The 20,125-nt window shown below is 68.5% G+C and carries 21 protein-coding genes and 1 tRNA gene; 9 read left to right on the forward strand and 13 right to left on the reverse strand.

The window, feature by feature from the left end:
• Positions 1 to 3: 3 nt before the first annotated feature.
• The 3 genes from thiB to BMX96_RS08480 are packed head-to-tail and all read left to right on the forward strand — an operon-like array spanning position 4 to position 3,210.
• Positions 4 to 987 carry a thiamine ABC transporter substrate binding subunit gene (gene thiB, locus BMX96_RS08470; RefSeq protein ID WP_091845091.1) on the forward strand — a complete coding sequence of 328 codons (984 nt, stop codon included), beginning with the start codon at positions 4 to 6 and terminating at the stop codon, positions 985 to 987.
• Positions 984 to 2,528 (forward strand): thiamine/thiamine pyrophosphate ABC transporter permease ThiP, encoded by a 1,545-nt coding sequence (locus tag BMX96_RS08475; protein WP_236737006.1) that lies wholly within the window; start codon positions 984 to 986, stop codon positions 2,526 to 2,528. The genes thiB and BMX96_RS08475 overlap by 4 nt, the downstream gene beginning before the upstream one ends.
• Positions 2,515 to 3,210: a thiamine ABC transporter ATP-binding protein gene (locus tag BMX96_RS08480; RefSeq protein WP_091845257.1), complete on the forward strand. Its 696-nt coding sequence runs from the start codon at positions 2,515 to 2,517 to the stop codon at positions 3,208 to 3,210. Before BMX96_RS08475 ends, BMX96_RS08480 begins: the two co-directional genes overlap by 14 nt.
• Before the next feature lie 71 nt (positions 3,211 to 3,281).
• Here BMX96_RS08480 and BMX96_RS08485 read toward each other — a convergent pair whose 3' ends face one another.
• From BMX96_RS08485 to dapF, 6 genes are all read right to left on the reverse strand, one after another.
• Positions 3,282 to 4,088: a cytochrome c1 gene (locus tag BMX96_RS08485; RefSeq protein ID WP_091845093.1), complete on the reverse strand. Its 807-nt coding sequence runs from the start codon at positions 4,086 to 4,088 to the stop codon at positions 3,282 to 3,284.
• Between the two features lie 12 nt (positions 4,089 to 4,100).
• Positions 4,101 to 5,444: a cytochrome b gene (locus tag BMX96_RS08490; RefSeq protein ID WP_091845094.1), complete on the reverse strand. Its 1,344-nt coding sequence runs from the start codon at positions 5,442 to 5,444 to the stop codon at positions 4,101 to 4,103.
• A 12-nt stretch (positions 5,445 to 5,456) separates the two neighbouring features.
• Positions 5,457 to 6,020 (reverse strand): ubiquinol-cytochrome c reductase iron-sulfur subunit, encoded by a 564-nt coding sequence (gene petA, locus BMX96_RS08495; RefSeq protein ID WP_091845258.1) that lies wholly within the window; start codon positions 6,018 to 6,020, stop codon positions 5,457 to 5,459.
• A gap of 179 nt (positions 6,021 to 6,199) precedes the next feature.
• A complete protein-coding gene (locus BMX96_RS08500) occupies positions 6,200 to 6,796 on the reverse strand; it encodes a glutathione S-transferase (protein WP_091845095.1) in 597 nt (198 codons plus the stop codon).
• A 115-nt stretch (positions 6,797 to 6,911) separates the two neighbouring features.
• Positions 6,912 to 8,165 carry a tRNA (N(6)-L-threonylcarbamoyladenosine(37)-C(2))-methylthiotransferase MtaB gene (gene mtaB / locus BMX96_RS08505; protein WP_091845096.1) on the reverse strand — a complete coding sequence of 418 codons (1,254 nt, stop codon included), beginning with the start codon at positions 8,163 to 8,165 and terminating at the stop codon, positions 6,912 to 6,914.
• Positions 8,162 to 8,992, reverse strand: a complete 831-nt coding sequence (dapF, locus tag BMX96_RS08510) for a diaminopimelate epimerase (protein WP_175481690.1) — start codon at positions 8,990 to 8,992, stop codon at positions 8,162 to 8,164. Before dapF ends, mtaB begins: the two co-directional genes overlap by 4 nt.
• A gap of 102 nt (positions 8,993 to 9,094) precedes the next feature.
• On the opposite strand from dapF, the gene BMX96_RS08515 reads away from it, so the two are divergent.
• The 3 genes from BMX96_RS08515 (at position 9,095) to BMX96_RS08525 (ending at position 10,691) form a co-directional block, all read left to right on the forward strand.
• Positions 9,095 to 9,170: transfer RNA gene (locus BMX96_RS08515), tRNA-Lys, on the forward strand.
• A gap of 106 nt (positions 9,171 to 9,276) precedes the next feature.
• Positions 9,277 to 10,074 carry a bestrophin-like domain gene (locus tag BMX96_RS08520; RefSeq protein WP_139210021.1) on the forward strand — a complete coding sequence of 266 codons (798 nt, stop codon included), beginning with the start codon at positions 9,277 to 9,279 and terminating at the stop codon, positions 10,072 to 10,074.
• Positions 10,075 to 10,133: 59 nt separating this feature from the next.
• Positions 10,134 to 10,691: a VOC family protein gene (locus tag BMX96_RS08525; RefSeq protein WP_091845099.1), complete on the forward strand. Its 558-nt coding sequence runs from the start codon at positions 10,134 to 10,136 to the stop codon at positions 10,689 to 10,691.
• Between the two features lie 4 nt (positions 10,692 to 10,695).
• On the opposite strand, the gene BMX96_RS08530 is transcribed toward BMX96_RS08525, so the two are convergent.
• Positions 10,696 to 11,568, reverse strand: coding sequence for a DMT family transporter (locus BMX96_RS08530; protein ID WP_091845100.1), 873 nt, complete (start codon positions 11,566 to 11,568; stop codon positions 10,696 to 10,698).
• A complete protein-coding gene (pncA, locus tag BMX96_RS08535) occupies positions 11,568 to 12,170 on the reverse strand; it encodes a bifunctional nicotinamidase/pyrazinamidase (protein WP_091845101.1) in 603 nt (200 codons plus the stop codon). Before pncA ends, BMX96_RS08530 begins: the two co-directional genes overlap by 1 nt.
• A 102-nt stretch (positions 12,171 to 12,272) precedes the next feature.
• Here pncA and trhO point away from each other — a divergent pair, with 102 nt between their 5' ends.
• The 3 genes from trhO to arsJ are packed head-to-tail and all read left to right on the forward strand — an operon-like array spanning position 12,273 to position 15,490.
• Positions 12,273 to 13,202, forward strand: a complete 930-nt coding sequence (gene trhO, locus BMX96_RS08540; protein ID WP_091845102.1) for an oxygen-dependent tRNA uridine(34) hydroxylase TrhO — start codon at positions 12,273 to 12,275, stop codon at positions 13,200 to 13,202.
• 29 nt (positions 13,203 to 13,231) lie between these two features.
• Complete coding sequence (locus BMX96_RS08545; protein WP_091845103.1) at positions 13,232 to 14,224, forward strand: ArsJ-associated glyceraldehyde-3-phosphate dehydrogenase; 993 nt, start codon at positions 13,232 to 13,234, stop codon at positions 14,222 to 14,224.
• A gap of 3 nt (positions 14,225 to 14,227) precedes the next feature.
• Complete coding sequence (arsJ, locus tag BMX96_RS08550; RefSeq protein WP_091845104.1) at positions 14,228 to 15,490, forward strand: organoarsenical effux MFS transporter ArsJ; 1,263 nt, start codon at positions 14,228 to 14,230, stop codon at positions 15,488 to 15,490.
• Between the two features lie 22 nt (positions 15,491 to 15,512).
• On the opposite strand, the gene rnr is transcribed toward arsJ, so the two are convergent.
• The 5 genes from rnr to BMX96_RS08575 form a co-directional block, all read right to left on the reverse strand.
• On the reverse strand, positions 15,513 to 17,774 hold the full coding sequence (rnr, locus tag BMX96_RS08555) for a ribonuclease R (protein WP_091845105.1): 2,262 nt from the start codon (positions 17,772 to 17,774) through the stop codon (positions 15,513 to 15,515).
• A gap of 54 nt (positions 17,775 to 17,828) precedes the next feature.
• Positions 17,829 to 18,248 (reverse strand): GNAT family N-acetyltransferase, encoded by a 420-nt coding sequence (locus tag BMX96_RS08560; protein WP_073127185.1) that lies wholly within the window; start codon positions 18,246 to 18,248, stop codon positions 17,829 to 17,831.
• Positions 18,245 to 19,384: a succinyl-diaminopimelate desuccinylase gene (dapE, locus tag BMX96_RS08565; protein ID WP_091845106.1), complete on the reverse strand. Its 1,140-nt coding sequence runs from the start codon at positions 19,382 to 19,384 to the stop codon at positions 18,245 to 18,247. The genes BMX96_RS08560 and dapE overlap by 4 nt, the downstream gene beginning before the upstream one ends.
• A gap of 69 nt (positions 19,385 to 19,453) precedes the next feature.
• A complete protein-coding gene (locus BMX96_RS08570; RefSeq protein ID WP_091845107.1) occupies positions 19,454 to 19,804 on the reverse strand; it encodes a hypothetical protein in 351 nt (116 codons plus the stop codon).
• 39 nt (positions 19,805 to 19,843) lie between these two features.
• Complete coding sequence (locus BMX96_RS08575; RefSeq protein ID WP_073127191.1) at positions 19,844 to 20,098, reverse strand: GlsB/YeaQ/YmgE family stress response membrane protein; 255 nt, start codon at positions 20,096 to 20,098, stop codon at positions 19,844 to 19,846.
• Positions 20,099 to 20,125: the final 27 nt, after the last annotated feature.

A 20,125-nucleotide genomic window follows, 5' to 3' on the forward strand; every position in this document is an offset into this window, starting at 1 on the left:
GAAATGAAACCCCACGCTTTGCTTGCATTGGGCCTGATGGCCGCGCCCGTGATGGCGCAGGACCGCCCCGTGCTGACCGTCTATACCTACGACAGCTTCGTTGCCGAATGGGGGCCGGGCCCACAGATCGAGGAGGCGTTCGAGGCCGGGTGCGGCTGCGACCTGCAATTCACCGCCGCGGGCGACGGTGCCGAGCTGCTGGCCCGTATCCGTCTGGAAGGCGAACGGTCCGAGGCCGACGTGGTGCTGGGCCTCGACACCAACCTGACGGCGGCGGCGAAGGAGACCGGGTTGTTCACCGACAGCGGCGTGACAGACGTGGCGTGGGACCTGCCCATCGCGTGGGACGACCCCACCTTCGTGCCCTACGACTGGGGCTATTTCGCCTTCGTGCACGACGCGGGCTTCGACGCGCCGGGCAGCTTTCGCGCGCTGGCCGACAGCGACACCTCGATCCTGATCCAGGACCCCCGGTCCTCGACGCCCGGGCTGGGCCTGCTGCTGTGGGTCGAAGCCGCCTATGGCGACGAGGCGGGCGCGATCTGGGACGGTCTGGGCGACAACATCGTCACCGTGACCAAGGGCTGGTCCGAAGCCTATGGCCTGTTCCTGGAAGGCGAGGCCGACATGGTGCTGAGCTATACCACCTCGCCCGCCTACCACCTGATCGCCGAGGACGACGACAGCAAGAAGGCCGCCCGGTTCGAGGAAGGACACTACCTGCAGATCGAGGTCGCGGGCGCGCTCGCGGCGTCCGACCAGCCGGACCTAGCGCAGGATTTCCTGGCGTTCCTCGCGACGGACGCGGCGCAGTCGGTGCTGCCCACGACCAACTGGATGTATCCCGCCAAGACGCCCGAGGGCGGTCTGCCCGAAGGGTTCGAGACCCTGATCCAGCCCGACGAGGCCCTGCTGATCCCCGAGGCCGAGGTTCCTGCCGTGCGCGATGCGGCGCTTGAGACGTGGCGGTCCGCGCTCAGCCAATGAAGCAGCCGCTGACGCTGGCGGGGATCGCGGCGGGCGCGCTCGTCGTCCTGCTGATCCTCGGCAGTGTCGTGGCGGTCGCCCTGCGTGCCGAGCGGGGCGCGGGGCTGGGGGCTGCCGATTGGGCCGCGCTGCGGTTCACCCTGTGGCAGGCGGCGCTGTCGGCGGTGTTCAGCGTCGCTCTGGCCATTCCCGTGGCCCGCGCGCTGGCGCGACGCCGGTTTCGCGGGCGGGCGCTGCTCATCACGCTTTTGGGGGCGCCCTTCATCCTGCCCGTCATCGTCGCCGTGCTGGGCCTGATCATGGTCTTCGGGCGCGCGGGCCTGCTGAACGACGGGCTTGCCGCGCTGGGCCTGCCGGCGGTGTCGATCTACGGTGCCTGGGGCGTGGTGCTGGCGCATGTCTTTTTCAACCTGCCGCTGGCCACGCGGATGATCCTGCAGGGCTGGGTCGACATCCCGGCCGAGCGGTTCCGCCTCGCCGCCGCGCTGGGCATGGAGTCTGCGGCGCAGTTCCGGCTGATCGAGCTGCCGATGCTGGCGCGGGTGGTGCCGGGCGCGGCATTGGTGGTGTTCCTCATTTGCACGACCTCCTTCGCCGTGGCGCTGACCCTGGGCGGCGGCCCGCGCGCCACGACGATCGAGCTGGCGATCTACCAGGCGTTTCGCTTCGATTTCGACCTGGGCCGCGCGGCGCTGCTGGCGTTGCTGCAACTGGGCGTGACGCTGGCCGCGGCGCTGGTGGCGTTGCGGGTCGCGGCGCCCGAGGCCATGGGCGCGGGGCTCGACCGCCCGGTGCAGCGCTGGGGCCTGCCGGGACCGGTGGTCGATACGCTGGCCATCACCCTCGCGACCCTGTTCCTCGTGCTCCCGATGGTGGCGCTGGCGGCGCGGGGACTGCCGCACCTGGCGAACATGCCGCCCGAGGTCTGGGCCGCTGCGTGGCGGTCGGTGGTCGTGGCGCTGGGGTCGGCCGTGCTGACTATCGCGCTGGCGCTACCGCTGGCCGTGGCGGTGGGACGGCTGCGCCCGAGGGCCGCCCGGGGGCTCGAGGTGGCGGGCATGCTGGGGATCGCGGCGTCGCCCCTGGTGATCGGCACCGGCCTGTTCATCGTGAGCTATCCGTTCATCGCGCCCGACCGGCTCGCCCTGCCGGTCACGGCGCTGGTGAACGCGGTCATGGCGCTGCCCTTCGCGCTGCGGCTGCTGGTCCCGGCGGTGGCGCGGGTGGAATCCGACTACGGACGTCTCGCCGCGTCGTTGGGGCTGAGCGGTTTCGCCCGGCTCCGCCTGGTCCTGCTGCCGCGCATCACCCGGCCGCTGGGCTTCGCCACGGGCCTAGCGGCGGCCTTGTCCATGGGCGACCTCGGGGTCGTCGCGCTTTTCGCCGATGCCGAGGCGGCGACGTTACCCCTGCAGATGTATCGCCTGATGGGCGCCTACCGGATGCAGGACGCAGCGGCGGCGGCGCTTCTGCTGTTGACGCTCAGCCTCGCCGCTTTCTGGATTTTCGACCGCGGGGGACGCGCCGATGCTGACGCTTGAACGGCTGCGCCTCACCCGCGAGGATTTCGCGCTCGACGCGGATCTTGCTATTCCGCAAGGCGCCCGCGTGGCGATCCTCGGTCCGTCGGGTGCGGGGAAGTCCACGCTGCTGGCGGCCATCGGCGGCTTCCTGTCCCCGCGATCGGGCCGCATCCTGTGGGACGGTCGGGATATCACGCGGGCCGAGCCCGCCGCGCGGCCGGTGGCCACGATCTTCCAGGACAACAACCTGTTCCCGCACCTGACCGCGCTGCGCAACGTGGCGCTGGGGCTTGATCCGACCGGGCGGTTGTCCGCGACGACCCGCGATCGCGCGCTGGCCGCGCTGCGCGACGTGGGGCTGGACGGGTTCGCCGACCGCAAACCCGGTGCGCTGTCGGGCGGGCAACAGAGCCGTGTGACCCTGGCCCGCGCCATGTTGCAGGACAAGCCGATCCTGCTGCTGGACGAGCCGTTCTCGGCGCTGGGTCCGGCCATGAAGGCCGAGATGATCGACCTCGTCCTTCGCGTGGCCGAAGAGCGCGGTCTGACGGTTCTTATGATCACCCACGATCCCGCCGACGCGCTGCGGCTGGGCGGGCTGTCCCTGGTGGTGGCCGATGGCGTGGCGCATCCGCCCCGGCCCACGACCGAACTGATGGACGATCCGCCACCCGCACTGCGGGACTACCTGGCGCGCTAGGGTGCGTCCGGACCGCGCAAGAAAAAAGCCGCCCCAAGGGGCGGCTTTCGGTGTTTCGCGGTGTGGCCGGATCACTCGGCCGGGGCAGCTTTCTTGGCCTTCCGCTTATAGGGCGCCCAGATCCGCTTGTTGGTCAGGTAAAGAAGGGCTGCCAGCACGGCCAGCATCAGCACGCCGGTGAAGCCCGCCTGCTTGCGCGCGCCCAGCTTGGGCTCGGCCGCCCACATCAGGAAGGCAGCGACGTCCTGCGCTTCCTGCTGCATGCTCGCCTCGGTGCCGTCGGCATAGACCACGTCGTCACCGTAGAGCGGGGGCGCCATGGCGATCCAGCCGCCGGGAAAGGCCGTGTTCTCGTAGAGGATCGCGCCGGCCTCTTCCTTGTCTTCGCCTGTATAGCCGTTCAGCAGCGACGCGATGTATTCCGGGCCGCCCATCCCCTTGAAGAACTGATTGATGCCCAGGCCGTAGGGACCGTGGAAACCGGCGCGGGCCTTGGCCATCAGCGACAGGTCGGGCGCGTTTTCAAGCGACGATTCGGGGAAGTGGTCGACGGGCCTGCGCGGGCGGTAATCGTCGATGTCCTCGTCGTAGATCTCGTAGAATTCCGCATAGGCGCGCACCTGATCCTCGGGCAGGCCCGGCCCGCCCTCGTCGCTCAGCGAGCGGATCGGCACGAACTTCATGCCGTGGCAGGCCGAGCAGATCTCGGTATAGACCTGCAGGCCGCGCTGCAGCTGCATCTGGTCGTAGCTGCCGAACGGCCCCTCGAACGAGAAGTCGTAGTCGGTGACGTGCGAGTCTTCGCTGCCCGCGGCCAGGACCGGACCGGTGGCGAGCGCCAGGGCCAGCGCCACGCCGGTGGTGAGTTTCTTAAGCATCATTCTTCCTTCTCACTCGGCCGGGTTCACGATGGTTTTCGTTCCGCCCGTGGCCGGTGCGTAGTGGCTGGCATAGTCTTCCTCGATCGTCTGCGGCTGCGGCAGCGGTTTCTCGATCAGGCCCAGCAGCGGCAGGATGACCAGGAAATACGCGAACCAGTAGGCCGACGCGACCAGTGAAATCGTGGCATAGGGTTCTTCCGCGGGCATGGCGCCCACCCACATCAGCACGAAGAAGTCGACGACCAGCAGGGCGAACCACCACTTGAACATGGGGCGGTAGCGGCCCGAACGCACGCTCGACGTGTCCAGCCAGGGCGCCAGAGCCATGACCAGGATCGCGCCGAACATGGCCAGCACGCCGAAGAACTTGGCGTCGACGATGCCGCCGGTCACGAAGCTGGCGATCTGGACGACCCAGACCTCGGCGGTGAAGGCGCGCAGGATCGCGTAGAACGGCAGGAAGTACCATTCGGGCACAATGTGCGCCGGCGTCGCCAGGGCGTTCGCTTCGATGTAGTTGTCGGGGTGGCCCAGGTAGTTCGGCATGAAGCCCACGATGGCGAAGAAGATCGCCAGGATCAGGGCCAGCGCGAACAGGTCCTTGATCACGAAGTAGGGCCAGAAGGGCAGGGTGTCCTTCTGCGCGTCCTCCTTGCTGGTGCGCCGCACCTCGACCCCGGTGGGGTTGTTGTTGCCGGTGGTGTGGAAGGCCCAGATGTGCACCGCCGTCAGGCCGACCAGGATCATCGGCATCAGGTAATGCAGCGAGAAGAAGCGCGTCAGGGTGTATTCGCCCACCGCCGGTCCGCCCAGCAGCCAGGTCTGCAGCGACTCGCCCACGAAGGGAATCGCGCCGAACAGGCCGGTGATCACGGTGGCGCCCCAGAACGACATCTGGCCCCACGGCAGCACGTAGCCCATGAAGGCGGTGCCCATCATCAGCAGGTACATGAGGATGCCGATGATCCACGTCACTTCGCGCGGTTCCTTGTAGGAGCCGTAGTAGAGCGAGCGGAAGATGTGCAGATACACGGCCACGAAGAACAGCGATGCGCCGTTCGCGTGCATGTAGCGCAGCATGAAGCCGCCGTTCACGTCCCGCATGATGTGCTCGACCGAGGCGAAGGCCTGATCGACCGACGGGATGTAGTGCATCACCAGCACGATGCCGGTGACGATTTGCAGGACCAGGGTAAAGGTCAGGACGATGCCCCAGATCCACATCCAGTTCAGGTTCTTGGGCGTGGGGATCATGATCGTGTCATAGGCGAGGCCCAGCACCGGCAGGCGCTTGTGCAGCCAGCGCTCGCCGGAGGAATTGGGCTCGTAATGGTCGTGCGGGATACCGGCCATGTCAGTCTCTCCTTATCCCAGAACGATGGTGGATTCGTCGGCGAATTCCGCAACGGGGATGTGCAGGTTCTCGGGGGCGGGGCCTTTGCGAATGCGGCCCGCCGCGTCGTAATGGCTGCCGTGGCAGGGACAGAACCAACCGTTGAAATCGCCGGCGCCGTCGCCCAGCGGCACGCAGCCCAGATGGGTGCATACGCCGATCTGAACCAGCCATTCGCCGGTATCGTCCAGCGCGCGGTTGTCGTCCGTGGCCGGTGCGCCGTCCTCGATGTTGGGGTTGCGCGCCTCGGGGTCGGGCAGCGACGACACGTCGACGCCGGTGGCCGCTTCGATCTCTTCCTGCGTGCGGCGGCGAACGAAGACCGGCTTGCCCAGATACTGCACGGTCAGTTGCGTGCCGGGCTGGACGCCACTCACATCGACCCGAATCGTCGAGAGGGCCTGGACGTCGGCCGAGGGGTTCATCTGGTTCACCAGCGGCCAGACAGCGGCGCCGGTGACGACGGCACCTGCGCCTGCGGTCGCATAGTAAAGGAAATCGCGGCGTGTTTCGCCGTGGTCGTCTGCGTGGGACACCGGGTGCTTCTCCATCTTTGATTTGCCCGCACCATAGCGTTGCACGGGCGATTCGCGCAAAGTCGGTCGCCTTCGACCTTTCGCGGGTGGTCTATAGCCGTTTTTTGCATCGGTCCAGCCGACAAACTGGCGCAGTTTCGCCAATTTCGTCCGGTCAAGGGCCGAAAAACGGCGACCGGCTACTCCGGTTTCGTCGTTTGCATGGACGTCCGCTCTCCGAATTTCGCGAACCAGTCCGCCAGCGCCGGGCGCGCGCTGCGCCAGTCCCGTGCGCCGTGGCGCAGGTCCAGGTATCCCAGCGCGCAGGCCACGGCGATCTGCGCCATGTTCAGCGGACCGGCCAGATGGCTCATCCACTGCGCCTCGATCGCGTCGAGCGCGCGGGTGATCTTGGCCCACTGGCCCTCGATATAGTCCGGGAACTGCTTGTCCTCGGGTCGGACACGGATCTCGTAGACCATGAGGATCCCGGCATCCATCACGCCGTCGGCCAGCGCCTCGAGCGTCTGGATCTCCCACTGCCGGGCGGCGGGGATCAGGTCGGCGCCCGCGCGGTCGGCCAGGTAGCGGCAGATCACGCGGCTGTCGAACAGGGCCGGACCGTCGGGACGGGTCAGGCAGGGGATCTTGCCCAGCGGGTTCTGGTTGGCGGGGTTGGGCGACAGCGGCGTCTGCGCCGATTCGACCAGCGTCACGTCCTCGGCCTGGCCTGTTTCATGCAGGACGACCTTGACCTTGCGGACATAGGGCGAGGCTGCGGCGTGAAAAAGCTCCATCGACGATCCTTTCGCAAGGCACGGCACCGCGCCGCGCCGAAACGGAAAACTGCCGAAGTGGTAGCGGATGGACGGTCTCGCCCGCAATGGCGTTCGCGTGCCTTCGCCCGGCGGGTCAGGCCGCGGTCAGGTGCGCGCCGTCGTGCCCGGTGATGGTCGTGCGCACGACCTGGCCCTCGGGGCGGTCGCTGGCGAAATGCACCTCGGCGAATTGCGCGGTGCGGCCCATGCGAGGGCTTTCCATCAGCACGTCGTGGCTGCGGCCCGATTGCGCGGCCAGGTGCCGCTGCACCGCGCTGTCGCCGGCGGCGCGCAGCCGCGCGGCGCGGTCCTTGATCGCGGCGCCGTCCACGGCGGGCATCCGGGCGGCGGGCGTGCCCTTTCGGGCCGAGTAGGGAAAGACGTGCAGCCAGGTCAGGTCGCAATCCTCCACCAGCCGCAGGCTGTCGGCGAAATGCGTCTCGGTCTCGGTCGGAAAGCCGGCGATGATGTCGGCCCCGAAGGTCATGTCGGGCCGCAGGCGCCGCGCCTCGGTGCAGAAGGCGATGGCGTCGCCGCGCAGGTGACGCCGCTTCATCCGCTTCAGGATCAGGTCGGAGCCGTGCTGCAACGACAGGTGAAGATGCGGCATCAGCCGGTCCTCGTCGGCGATCGCGTCCATCAACGCCGGATCAGCCTCGATCGAGTCGATCGAGCTGATGCGCAGGCGGGGCACGGCCGTCAGCTTCAGGATCCGCCGCACCAGGTCGCCCAGGCGCGGCTCGCCCGGCAGGTCGGCGCCCCAGCTGGTCAGGTCCACGCCGGTCAGCACCACCTCGTTATAGCCCTGGCCCACCAGCCGCGCGATCTGTTCGACCACCACGCCGGCGGGGACCGAGCGGGAATTGCCCCGCCCGAAGGGGATGATGCAGAAGGTGCAGCGGTGGTCGCAGCCGTTCTGCACCTGGACGTAGGCGCGGGACCGGGTGCCGAAACCGTCGATCAGGTGGCCCGCGGTTTCGCGCACGGACATGATGTCGTCCACCTGCACCCGCTCGGTCGCGCCGATCAGGTCCGGCGCCATGCCGGCCCATGTCTCCGGCTGCATTTTTTCCGAGTTGCCGATGACGCGGGTGACCTCGGGCATGGCGGCGAAGGTCTCGGGCTCGGTCTGGGCGGCGCAGCCGGTGACGATGACCGGCTTGCCCGGGTTTTCGCGCGCCAGGCGGCGAATGTCCTTGCGGGCCTTGCGTACGGCCTCGGCCGTGACGGCGCAGGTGTTGACGACCACGGCGTCGGTCAGGCCGGCCTGCGCGGCCAGGTCCTTCATCGCCTCGGTCTCATACATGTTGAGCCGGCAGCCATGGTTGGAGAAGACGGGCGCGCTCATGACTGCCCCGCGATCCAGTCGGCGCGGATCAGGCCATCGGCCACGTGGGCTGTGGGCCCTGTCATCCAGACGCCGTCCTCGCGCCAGTCGATCCATAGCGTTCCGCCGTCGAGGTCGATGCACACGCGGCGCGCGGTCAGCCCGCGCCGCGCCGCCGCCACGGCGACCGCGCAGGAGGACGACCCCGAGGCCAGCGTCACGCCCGCACCGCGTTCCCACACGCGGACGCGGAAATGATCGGGACCGGTAAGCTGCGCGAGCTGCACGTTGGTGCGTTCGGGGTAAAGCGGATCATGCTCGACGCGCGGCCCGATCTCGTCCAGGTCCACCGCCTCCACGTTGTCGACGAAGAAAGTGCAATGCGGGTTGCCCATGCCCGTCGCCACCGGATCGCCGTCCAGCGGGAGGTGGTCCAGGTCAACGTCGCGGGCCAGCGGCACCGAGCGCCAGTCCAGCACCGGCGCGCCCATGTTGACCGAGGTCAGGCCGTCGCCCGCGTCGCGCGCGGTCAAGTCGCCGCGGTCGGTGCGCAGGGTGACGGCATCGCGACCTTCGTCCATCAGGTGACGCGCGATGCAGCGGGTGGCATTGCCGCACGCGCCCGACGGGCTGCCGTCGCTGTTCCAGAAGGTCAGCCGCGCATCGGCGCCGTCGCAGGGGTCGATGGTGGCCAACTGGTCGAACCCCAGCCCGCGCCGCCGGTCCCCCAGGGCGCGCGCCAGCGCAGCCGTCACCGGCACGTCGCGGTGGCGGCGGTCGATGACGATGAAATCGTTGCCCAGCCCATGCATCTTCATGAACGGCACGTCTGTCTGGTCCTGCGGCACGCGCGCCATATATGCCCCTTTGGCGGCGCTGAAAAGCGGGGCGCGACGTTCGGGGTTTTTGACTTGACGCCCAATGCCCCCGTCTTTAGTGACCCGCCTCGTGAGCCTGTAGCTCAGTTGGTAGAGCAACTGACTTTTAATCAGTAGGTCCAGGGTTCGAACCCCTGCGGGCTCACCATTCTTTCCCCTCCGTTTCCGGCTTCGCGAAATGTCGTGACCTGCGCGGCTCGTTGCCTAATCTGCGGAGCGGGGCGGTCCTGCACCGCGTGCGCATGGGGAATGCCTTGATCGATCATATCCTGACCCTGCCCGTGATGATGTCGGCGTCCGTGTTCATCGTCGCCACCGTTCTGCTCGCCCTCGCCTCCTACGCCGTGGCGCGGTGGGCCCGGCCGTGGTCCGACGGGTCCGAAACGCGCGAGCTTGCGGGGTCTGTCACCTTCCGCATCGCGGCGCTGCACGGGCTGGTCCTTGCCCTTGTCTTCGCGCAGGAGCTGGGAAACATCCGCGACGTCCAGACCGCCGCGGCGCGCGAGGCGTCGTTGGTAAGCGACATCTTCCATGACCTCGAGCGATTCGACCCGGACGCGACCGGGCGGATCCGCCGTGACCCGGCGCGCTATGCCGTCATCGTGGCCGAGGAGGAATGGGACCGGCTGGCCAGTGACGCCCGCCTGTCCCTGCCGGCTTGGGATGCATGGGAAAGCGCCTATCTCGCCATCCTCGACCTGCCGACCGAGACCCTTGCGCAGGAACGGCTGATGGGCTTCATGCTGCACGATATCCGCGAGTTGTCGGCCCTGCGCGACGCGCGCGAGAACGCGGCGCTGTCGGGCGCGTCCTCGCTTTTCCTCTTCGCAGCCATCGCCGGCGTGGTCCTGATCTCGGCCGCGTGGTTCACCTGGGCGCCCACGGCGCTGCACCTCGGCCTGATGGCGGGGTTCGCGGCCTATACCGGGCTGATCGTGTTCTTCGTGGTGGCCTACGCCAACCCCTACCACGCGCCCGGCAACGCCGAGCCCACGGGGTTCGAGCGATTCCTGACCGACCGCGTGCGGGCCGTGGCCGCCGAGCCGGACTGAGCGCGGCCTTCCTTCGGCGCGCCCCGGCACTAGGTTGGCGCAGGGCAAGGAGGATTGGCATGCACAAGCTTCAGACGCAGGGCGTCCACCACATCACGCTGAATGGCGCGGATCGACAGACGTCGCTCGATTTCTGGGAAGGCGTGCTGGGCATGCCTTTCGTGTTCGAGCAGCCCAACCTCGACAACCCGGGCGAATCGCACCTGTATTTCGACCCGGGCGACGGGCGGCTGATCACCATCTTCACCAACGAGGACCGCAAGCCCACGGGCAAGCCTGCGCCGGACGACCCCGGTGACGTGCACCACATCGCCTTCGCCGTCAGCCAGTCGATGTATTCGCAGTTGGCCGGACGGCTGGACGCGCGGGGCATCAAGCATTCGGGCGAAAAGGATCGCGGGTTCATGAACTCGATCTACTTCCGCGACCCGCTGGGCACGCTGATCGAGCTGGCATCCTACCGTTTCGTGCCGCCGGTGGGCGCGACCCATACGGACGTGCTGTTCGAGGCGCACCTGATCCGGGTCGAGATGGGGGACACATCCATCGGCGACCCGCATCTTGCCATCGCGATCGAGCGCCTGTCGAAGCGCAATCAGCGCAGCCTGAGCGACTGAGCGCTCAGGCCACCGCGCGGGCCTTCGACAGCTGCACCGCCAGGATGCCCGCCATGATGATCGCGACGCCCAGCACATCCAGCGGACCGATCCGTTCGCCCAGGACAGCGGCCGCGATGGCCACGCCCAGGAACGGGTTCAGGAAGTGGAAGGTCGCCGCGCGCGTGGCGCCGATGCGGCCTACCAGGACGAACCACAGCAGCGTCGCGGCCAGCCCCGGCACCAGCGTGGTGTAGAGGAACGCGATCACCAGCGACGGCGACCAGTCGACCTCCCACGGCTCGAGCGCGGCGCCCGCCACGGACAGGATCGCCGCGCCCACCAGCATTTGCAGGCCCACGACCATCACCACGTTGCCGCCCGAAGACGCGCCGCGCACCGACAGCGTCGCGGCGGCCAAGGCCAGCACGCCGGCGATGCACAGGCCCAGCCCGAACGGGTCGACCCCGCCCGAGATGCGGCTGCCCATGATTAGAACCGCCCCCGCAAGCCCCGCGAACAGCCCGGCGATGGCCTGCCGGCCCAGTTGCTCGCCCAGCAGGCTCCAGCCCACGAAGGCCACGATCAGCGGCATGGTGGACGCGATGATCGACGCGAGGCTCGCGTCGATGGTGCGCATGGCGACGAAATTGAGGCCCAAGTAGAGCGCGTTCTGGCACAACCCGAACAGGAAGGTCAGCCGCCACTGCCGCGCGGTCAGGTTCCAGCTCTGGCCCATCGCGCGGGCGACGATGACGGCCAGTGCGCCGGACAGCGCGAAGCGGAAGGCGAGCGCGGTCAGAGGCGGCGCGTCCGCGACGATGAACTTGGCCGAAGTGAAGGCCGAGGACCACATGACCGCGAAGGCCAGCCCCAGCATCAGTGCGCGAAGATCCATCAGGTCAGCGTCACGCCCGCGCCGCGCATCCCGTCCATCGCGGCCCTGAGCGAGCCGTCCAGGTCGATTCCCCGCGACAGGTCGGTGCGCACGGTCACGTCGAAGCCCAGCTTCGCGCCGTCCACCGCCGAGAAATTCACGCAGAAATCCAGTGCGAGGCCCACCATGGTCAGCCGCTCGATCCCCCGCGTGCGCAGATAGCCCTCGAGCCCGGTGGGCGTCGCGTGGTCGTTCTCGAAGAAGGCCGAGTAGCTGTCGATGGCCGGGTTGAACCCCTTGCGGAGGATCAGGTCGCCATCGGTGCGCAGGTCGGGATGAAACGCGGCCCCCTTCGAGCCCTGGACGCAGTGATCGGGCCACAGGACCTGGGGGCCATAGGGCATTTCGGTCATGGTCATCGGCTGGGCACCGGGATGCGACGAGGCGAAGGACGAATGGCCCGCCGGGTGCCAGTCCTGCGTCAGGATCACGGTGGCGAAATCCTCCATCAGCGCGTTGATCGGCGCGACGATATCGTTGCCGCCCTCGACGGCCAGCGCGCCGCCCGGGCAGAAATCGTTCTGCAGGTCGATGACGATCAGGGCGTGCGCGCGGTCGGTCATGGAATGTCCCTCTCACCTTGGCGGCAGCTAGGCGCGGCCCCCCTCCGGTGTCAACCGCCGCCCGCTTGCCCGGACGCGGCCACGGCGCTATCAGCCGGGGCCATGCCCGTCGTTGCCGCGTTCTACCGTTTCGCCTCGCTCGAGGATCCCGACGCCCTGCGCCCCGCGCTGCGCGCGCTGGCCGAGGCGCACGGCGTGCGCGGCTCGATCCTCGTCGCGGGCGAAGGGGTCAACGGCACGATCGCGGGCTCGCGCGATGGCATCGACGCCGTGATCGACCATATCCGCGGCTGGCCCGGCTGCGCCGGTATGGAGGTCAAGGAAAGCCACGCCGAGACCATGCCCTTCGGCCGGCTGAAAGTCCGCCTGAAGCGCGAGATCGTGACGCTGGGCGCGCCGGTCGACCCTGACCGGGTGGGCCAGTACGTCCCGCCATCGGCATGGAACGACGTCATATCGGCGCCGGACGTGGCCGTCATCGACACGCGCAACGCCTACGAGGTCGCCATGGGCAGCTTCACGGGCGCCATCGACCCGGGCACCGAGGCGTTCGGCGATTTCCCGGCCTGGTGGGCGGAGAATGCCGAACGGCTGCGCGGCAAGCGTATCGCCATGTTCTGCACCGGCGGTATCCGCTGCGAGAAATCCACCGCCTTCCTGCGCGCGCAGGGGGTCGAGGAGGTGATGCACCTGCAGGGCGGCATCCTGAAATACCTCGAAGAAGTGCCTGCCGACCAAAGCCTCTGGCGCGGCGAATGCTTCGTCTTCGACCAGCGGGTGACCGTGGGCCACGGCCTTGCGCCCGGCAGCGCCACCCTCTGCCACGCCTGCCGCAGGCCGCTGTCGCCCGAGGACCGGGCGCATCTTCAATACGAAGAGGGCGTCCGTTGCCCCCACTGCGCCGACGAATTCACAGACGAACAGCGTCAGCGCTTCCGCGAACGCCAGAAACAGGTGACGCTGGCCGAGGCGCGGGGCGCGGCGCATCTGGGTCCAGACGCGCTTCGCAAAACCGTTACAAAGGACGGCTAGACCGCGCGCGACCGAAACGGGGGCCCGGTATGACGAAGATCGCGATCAACGGTATCGGCCGGATCGGCAAGCTGCTGGTGCGGCGCCTGTTCGACATGGGGCTTGGCGACCGGATCGCGCTGCTGAACGATGCGAAGGGCGATCCCGGGCAGCACGCCCTGCTGCTGGAGTTCGACACGGTCCACGGCCGCTGGAGCCGCCCCGTCTCGGCCGACGGCAACTCGCTCGTCATCGACGATCACCGCATCCCGCTCAGCCACGCCGCGCGGATCGAGGATCTGGACCTCACCGGCATCGACCTGGTCATCGACTGCACCGGCACCTTCAAGACCGTGGCCAAGTCGCAGCCCTATTTCAACGCGGGGGTCGCGCGGGTGCTGGTCAGCGCGCCGATCAAGGAAGAGGGCGCGCTGAACCTGGTCTACGGCGTGAACCACGACCTTTATGACGGCAGCCAGCGCCTGGTCACGGCGGCGAGTTGCACGACCAACTGCCTCGCCCCGGTGGTGAAGGTCGTGCACGAGCGTATCGGCATCCGCCACGGCGCGATCACCACGATCCACGACGTGACCAACACGCAGACCATCCTCGACCGCCCGGCGAAGGACACGCGGCGCGCGCGCTCGGCCGTCAACGCGATGATTCCCACGACCACCGGCTCGGCCACCGCGATCACGGTGATCTACCCCGAGCTCAAGGGCCGCCTGAACGGCCACGCCGTCCGGGTGCCGCTGGTCAACGGGTCGCTGACCGACTGCGTGTTCGAGATGGAGCGCGCGGTGACGGCGGACGAGGTGAACACGCTGTTCCGGGACGCCGCGGCAAGCGATCTGGCCGGGATCCTCGGCGTCGAGGACCGGCCGCTGGTCTCGGCCGATTTCCTGAACGACGATCGGTCGTCCATCGTGGACGCGCCGTCGACCATGGTGGTGAACGGCACGCAGCTGAAGGTCTATGCCTGGTACGACAACGAATGGGGCTATACCTGCCGCATGGCCGATATCGCCCGGATGATGGCCTGACCGATGAGCGCTGCCGACCGCCCGCTTGCTGCCTACGCCACGGTGACCGCCGCCTACTGGGCCTTCATGCTGACCGATGGCGCCCTCAGGATGCTGGTGCTGCTCCATTTCCACGAACTGGGCTTCAGCCCGGTGCAACTCGCCTTCCTTTTCACCCTCTACGAGGTCGCGGGCATGGTCACCAACCTGGCCGCCGGCTGGCTGGCCGCGCGGTTCGGCCTGACCCGCACGCTGTATCTCGGGCTCGGTGTGCAGGTCGTGGCGCTGGCCGTGCTCACCCGCCTCGACCCGGGCTGGGCGGTGACGCTGTCGGTGACCTTCGTGATGCTGACCCAGGCCGCGTCGGGCGTGGCCAAGGACCTGACGAAGATGTCCGCGAAAAGCGCGGTGAAATTGCTTGCCCCGGGTGACGGCGCGCTATTTCGATGGGTGGCCGCGCTGACGGGATCGAAGAACGCGGTGAAGGGGCTGGGCTTCTTCCTGGGCGCCGCGCTGCTGGCGTGGCTGGGGTTCCAGGCGGCGCTCTGGTCCATGGCGGGCGCGCTGGCCCTGATCCTGCTCGCGGTGCTGGTCTTCATGCCCACGGGCCTGCCGCAGGGCCGCAAGGGCGCGAAGTTCTCCGAGGTCTTCAGCAAGGACCCGGCCGTGAACTGGCTGTCGGCGGCGCGGATGTTCCTGTTCGGCGCGCGCGATACGTGGTTCGTGGTGGGCATCCCGGTGTTCTTCCAGGCGACGCTGACCGGTGCGCTGGGCTGGGACACGCGCGACGCCTTCTTCGCGGTGGGCGGGTTCATGGCGGTCTGGATCATCCTCTACGGGGCCGTACAGGCGGGGGCGCCGCGGATGCTGCGCGCGAAGGGCCGCGACCTGACCAGCCTGGCGCGTGGCGCGGCGTCCTGGCTCACGGGGCTGATCGTCATCCCGCTGCTGCTGGCCCTGGCCGCCATGACGCTTTCCGGCGCGCCCCTCGTGGCGGTAGTGGTGATCGGCCTCTTTGCCTTCGGTGCTATCTTCGCGGTGAACTCGTCGCTGCATTCGTTCCTGATCCTCGCCTTCAGCACGGGCGAGCGGGTGACGCTGGACGTGGGCTTCTACTACATGTCGAACGCGGCCGGGCGCCTGCTGGGCACGCTGCTGTCGGGGATCAGCTTTCAGCTGGGCGGATTGCCGGCCTGCCTCGCCACCGCCGCCGCCATGGCCGCGCTCAGCCTGGTCGCCGCGCGCAAGCTGCCGGGCGGCGCGGGCCACGCCCCATCACTGGTCTGAAAAGACCTTCGGTCCCGCCGGCTCAGCGGCGCGTCCGCTTGACCTTGCGCGCCGTTTTCGCCGACTTCTTCTGCGCCTTGGCTCGCGCGCGCTTGGGCGGCTTGCCGGGCTTTCGGGACCCGCCGCCGCCACGGGGCATGGCGTCGCCCTCGACCTCCAGCAGCTCCAGCATCAGCCCGCCGGTGACCGGCACCGCCTCGGCCAGACGCACGGTCACGCGCTGGCCCAGCCCGATGGTCGTGCCGCTGTCGGCGCCCATGAGCGTCTGCGCCTCGGGGTCGAAGACGAAGAACTCCCTCCCGATGGATCGAACCGGGACCAGTCCGTCGGCGCCGGTTTCGTCCAGCTTCACGAACAGCCCGAATTTCTGCACGCCCGAGATCCGGCCCGTCATCTCCGAGCCCACGCGCTCGGACAGGTAGGCGGCGAGGTATCGGTCGGTCGTGTCGCGCTCGGCCACCATCGAGCGTCGCTCGGTGCCCGAGATCTGTTCGGCCGTCTGGTCCAGCGCCTCGATCTGCGCGGGGTCGAGCCCGTCGTCGCCCCAGCCATGGGCCGAGATCAGCGCGCGGTGCACGATCAGGTCGGCATAGCGGCGGATGGGCGAGGTGAAATGGGCGTAGTTCTTCAGCGCCAGGCCGAAATGCCCGAAATTCTGCGGGCTGTAATAGGCCTGCGTCATGGCGCGCAGTGTGGACAAGTTGATGAGCTCGTCGAAATCGCTGTCCTGGGCCTGCGACAAAAGGCGGTTCAGATGCGCGGTCTGCAACACCTGACCCTTGGCTAGCGCGAAACCCGAGGCCTGGGCCACCTCGCGCAGCGCCTCGAGCTTCTCGGGCGCGGGTTCCTCGTGCACGCGGTAGAGCAGGGGCGAGCGGCGCTTCGACAGCTCTTCGGCGGCGGCAACGTTGGCGGTGACCATGAACTCTTCGATCAGCCGGTGGGCGTCCAGCCGTTCGGCGAAATCGACGCTAGCCACGCGGCCGTCTTCGGACAGGACGATCTTGCGCTCGGGCAGGTCCAGCTCCAGCGGCTGGCGACGCGACCGCGCCCGGCGCAGCGCCGCGTAGGCGGCGTAAAGCGGGTCGATCACCCTCTCCATCAGCGGTGCCACCGTCTCGGACGGGTCGCCGTCACGCCCCGCCTGCACCTGCTGGTAGCTGAGCGAGGCGCGCGACCGCATCAGCCCGCGGGTAAAGCGGTGGGCGATCTTGTTGCCCTCGGGATCGAGCGTGATGCGCACGGCCATGCAGGCGCGGTCCACATCCTCGTGCAGCGAGCACAGGTCCCCCGATAGCGCCTCGGGCAGCATCGGTACCACGCGGTCGGGGAAATAGCTCGAGTTGCCGCGCAGCCGCGCCTCGCGGTCCAGCGCGCTGCCGGGGCGCACGTAATGGGCCACGTCGGCGATGGCGACCCAGATGACGTGGCCGCCCTCGTTCGCCGGGTCCGTGTCCGGCGCGGCCAGAACGGCGTCGTCGCGGTCGCGGGCGTCCGCCGGGTCGATGGTGATCAGCGGCAGCTCGCGCAGGTCCTCGCGCCCGTCCAGCCCGGCGGGTTCGGCGGCCTCGGCCTCGGCGACGACCTCGTCCGGGAACTGGTCCGGGATGCCGTGCTGGTGGATGGCGATGAGCGACACCGCTTTCGGCGCGGTCGGGTCGCCCAGGCGCGACAGAACGCGCGCGCGCGGCAGGCCCATGCGGCCCTTGGGGCCGGCGCGCTCGGCCTCGACCAGTTCGCCATCCTGCGCGCCGTGGGTGTCGCGGGACCCGACCTGCCATTCCTTGTCCTGCCCCTTGTCGATGGGCACGATGCGCCCGCCCTCGGGACCTTCGCGGAAGATGCCCAGCATGCGCATGGCGCTGGAGTTCAGCTTGCGGATCAGCCGCCCTTCGTAGCCATGATCCTCGTCCGTCACGGCGGTCAGGCGCAGAAGCACCCGGTCGCCCGGCCCCAGGGCGGGGTCGGCGGCGCGCGGGATCACGAGGATGCGCGGCTCGGGCGTTTCGCCGTGCCATTCCAGCGGGCGGGCGAAGATGTCGCCGTCACGGTCGGGGCCCGTGACCTCGCAGACCGATACGGGCGGCAGGGAGTCGGGGTCGCGGTAGGTCTTGCCACGCTTCGTCAGGTTGCCCTCGGCTTCCAGTGCCTTCAGCACGCGCTTCAGGTCGATCCGGTCCGGACCCTTGATCCCGAAGGCGCGCGCGATGTCGCGCTTCGCGGTCTGGGTGGGGTTTTCCGAGATCCAGTCGAGGATCTGCTGCTTCGAGGGGATCTTGGCCATGGCGCCGCGCCTAGCACGCGCCGGGCGGGCGCGACAGGGGGCGGCGTGCGCGGCTCACAACGACAGCCACATGTCGCGATGCGGGATGCCGGCGTCGTCGTAGATCGGGCCATCCGGCTCGAACCCCAGCCCGCGGTAGAAGGGGATCACGTGCACCTGCGACGAGACCTTCATCCGGGCCGCACCCCGGGCGCGCGCCACGCCGATGGCGTGTTCCATGATCTGGCCCCCGATGCCGGTGCCGCGCAGGGGATGCAGCACGCAGACCCGGCCGACCTTGGCCACGTCGTCCTCGATGAACATCCGCGCGGTCCCCACGTCCAGACCGTCCTGCCGGGCCAGCATGTGGATCGCGTCACCGTCGCGGTCGTCGTACTCGTCCGCCTCCGAGATCTTCTGCTCCTCGATGAAGACGACGCGGCGCAGTTCGCGGCAGGCGTCGATATCGTCGGTGATGTCCACGAGAACGGTCATTTGAAGAAATCCTTCAGGATACGGGTATAGATCGCCTTCAACGTGACGATGTCGGCCACCGGGACCCGTTCGTCGATCTGGTGCATGCTGCTGCCGACCAACCCGACCTCGACCACGGGGCAATGGTTGCGGATGAAGCGCGCGTCGCTGGTCCCGCCCGAGGTCGACAGGGCGGGCGTGACGCCGGTTTCGGCCGCGACGGCGTCGCTGACCATCTGCGAGAACTCACCTTGCGGAGTGACGAAGCTTTCGCCCGACACCTTCACCTCGATGTCGAAGTCGACGCCCGTGGTCCCGCTGACCTTGGCGATTTCGTCCTCGATCCAGGCCTTCAGATCGTCCGAGCTGTGCGCGTCGTTGAACCGGATGTTCAGCATGGCCCGGCACTGGCCCGGGATGACGTTGTTGGCGCTGTTGCCGGTGTCGAAGCTGGTGACCTGCACGGTGGTGGGGTCGAAATGCTCGGACGCGTCCACCCTCTCGAACGCGACCAGCCGATCGACCAGCTGCACCATGGCGTGGATCGGGTTGCGCGCCTTGTGCGGATAGGCCGAGTGGCCCTGCACCCCGCGCGCGGTCAGCCACGCGGTCATCGACCCGCGCCGGCCGATCTTGATCATCTCGCCCATGGTTTCGGGGCAGGTGGGCTCACCCACCAGGCAGACATCCATCGCCTCGCCGGTCTGGTCCATCCAGTCGAGGATCGCGCAGGTTCCGTCGACGCCGTCACCTTCCTCGTCGCCGGTGATGGTCAGGACGATGGAGCCGTGCGGATCGTCCGACGCCATGTCGATGGCGGCGGCCACGAAGGCGGCGACCCCCGATTTCATGTCGCAGGCCCCGCGACCGTACATGATGCCGTCCACGATTTCGGCCCCGAACGGGTCATGCGCCCACTGCGCCGGGTCGCCGGTCGGCACGACGTCGGTATGCCCGTTGAAGCCGATGACCGGGCCATGGGTGCCCCAGCGGGCATAGAGGTTGGCAATGCCGTTGCGGTCGACGCGCGTGCAGACGAAGCCCGCGTCTTCGAGCAACTCGAACAGGTGCTGGATCGCCCCGCCTTCCTCGGGCGTGACCGAGGGGCAGCGGATCAGCTGAGATGTCAGCTCGACCGGGTCGGTTGTGGTGTGCATGGGCGGCCTCCTTCGGGCGGCACCAAGGATGGTAGGCCGGGGGTGTGGGGCGGGCAATCGTGCGGCCGGTCAGTCCGCACCTTTTTCGCGCTCGTCGCCTTCGAAGAACGGGCTCATCTGCGCGACGATCACGGCGTTCTCGTCCAGCGCGCGCTGCATCAGAAGGCGTTCGTCGGGGTCGATGTCGTGCCCGTCGGCCAAACGCTCGTCCAAGGTGCCGTAGCCGGTGACGTCCAGCGGCGAGAGATCGGCCTGCTTGAGGATGGCGACCGTCTCGCGCACGGCCTCGGCCTCGTCCACGCCGGCTGCGTAGCACATGAGTGCTGCGCCGGTCGCGTTCTCGGGAAGCCCGTCCGAGGGGGCGCGACCCACCTCCACCAGGAGCGTGTAGACGTAGTGAGGTTTGCCGGATTTAGCCATGGCCGCCGGATGCCAGTCCCGGCGGCCTTTGGCAAGATATCAGGTGCGGCCGCGCACGGCGCGCACGAGGAAGATCAGGATACAGGCGCCGATGAAGCCCGCGACCAGATAACCGATGCTGAAGCTGGCGCCGGCGGCGTAAAGGCCCAGCAGCGTGCCGAAGATGAAGTTGAAGACGATGGCGCCGACGATGCCCAGGACGATGTTCATCAGAAGCCCCATGTTGGACTTCATGAATTGCTCCGCCAGCCAACCGGCCAGACCCCCGACGATGATAGCTGCAAGCCAGCCCATGGATTATCCTTCCTGATTGTTTTCGCT

Origin of the sequence: Palleronia pelagia, from assembly GCF_900110115.1 — a bacterium.
In the GTDB taxonomy this organism is placed as follows: Bacteria; Pseudomonadota; Alphaproteobacteria; order Rhodobacterales; family Rhodobacteraceae; genus Palleronia; species Palleronia pelagia.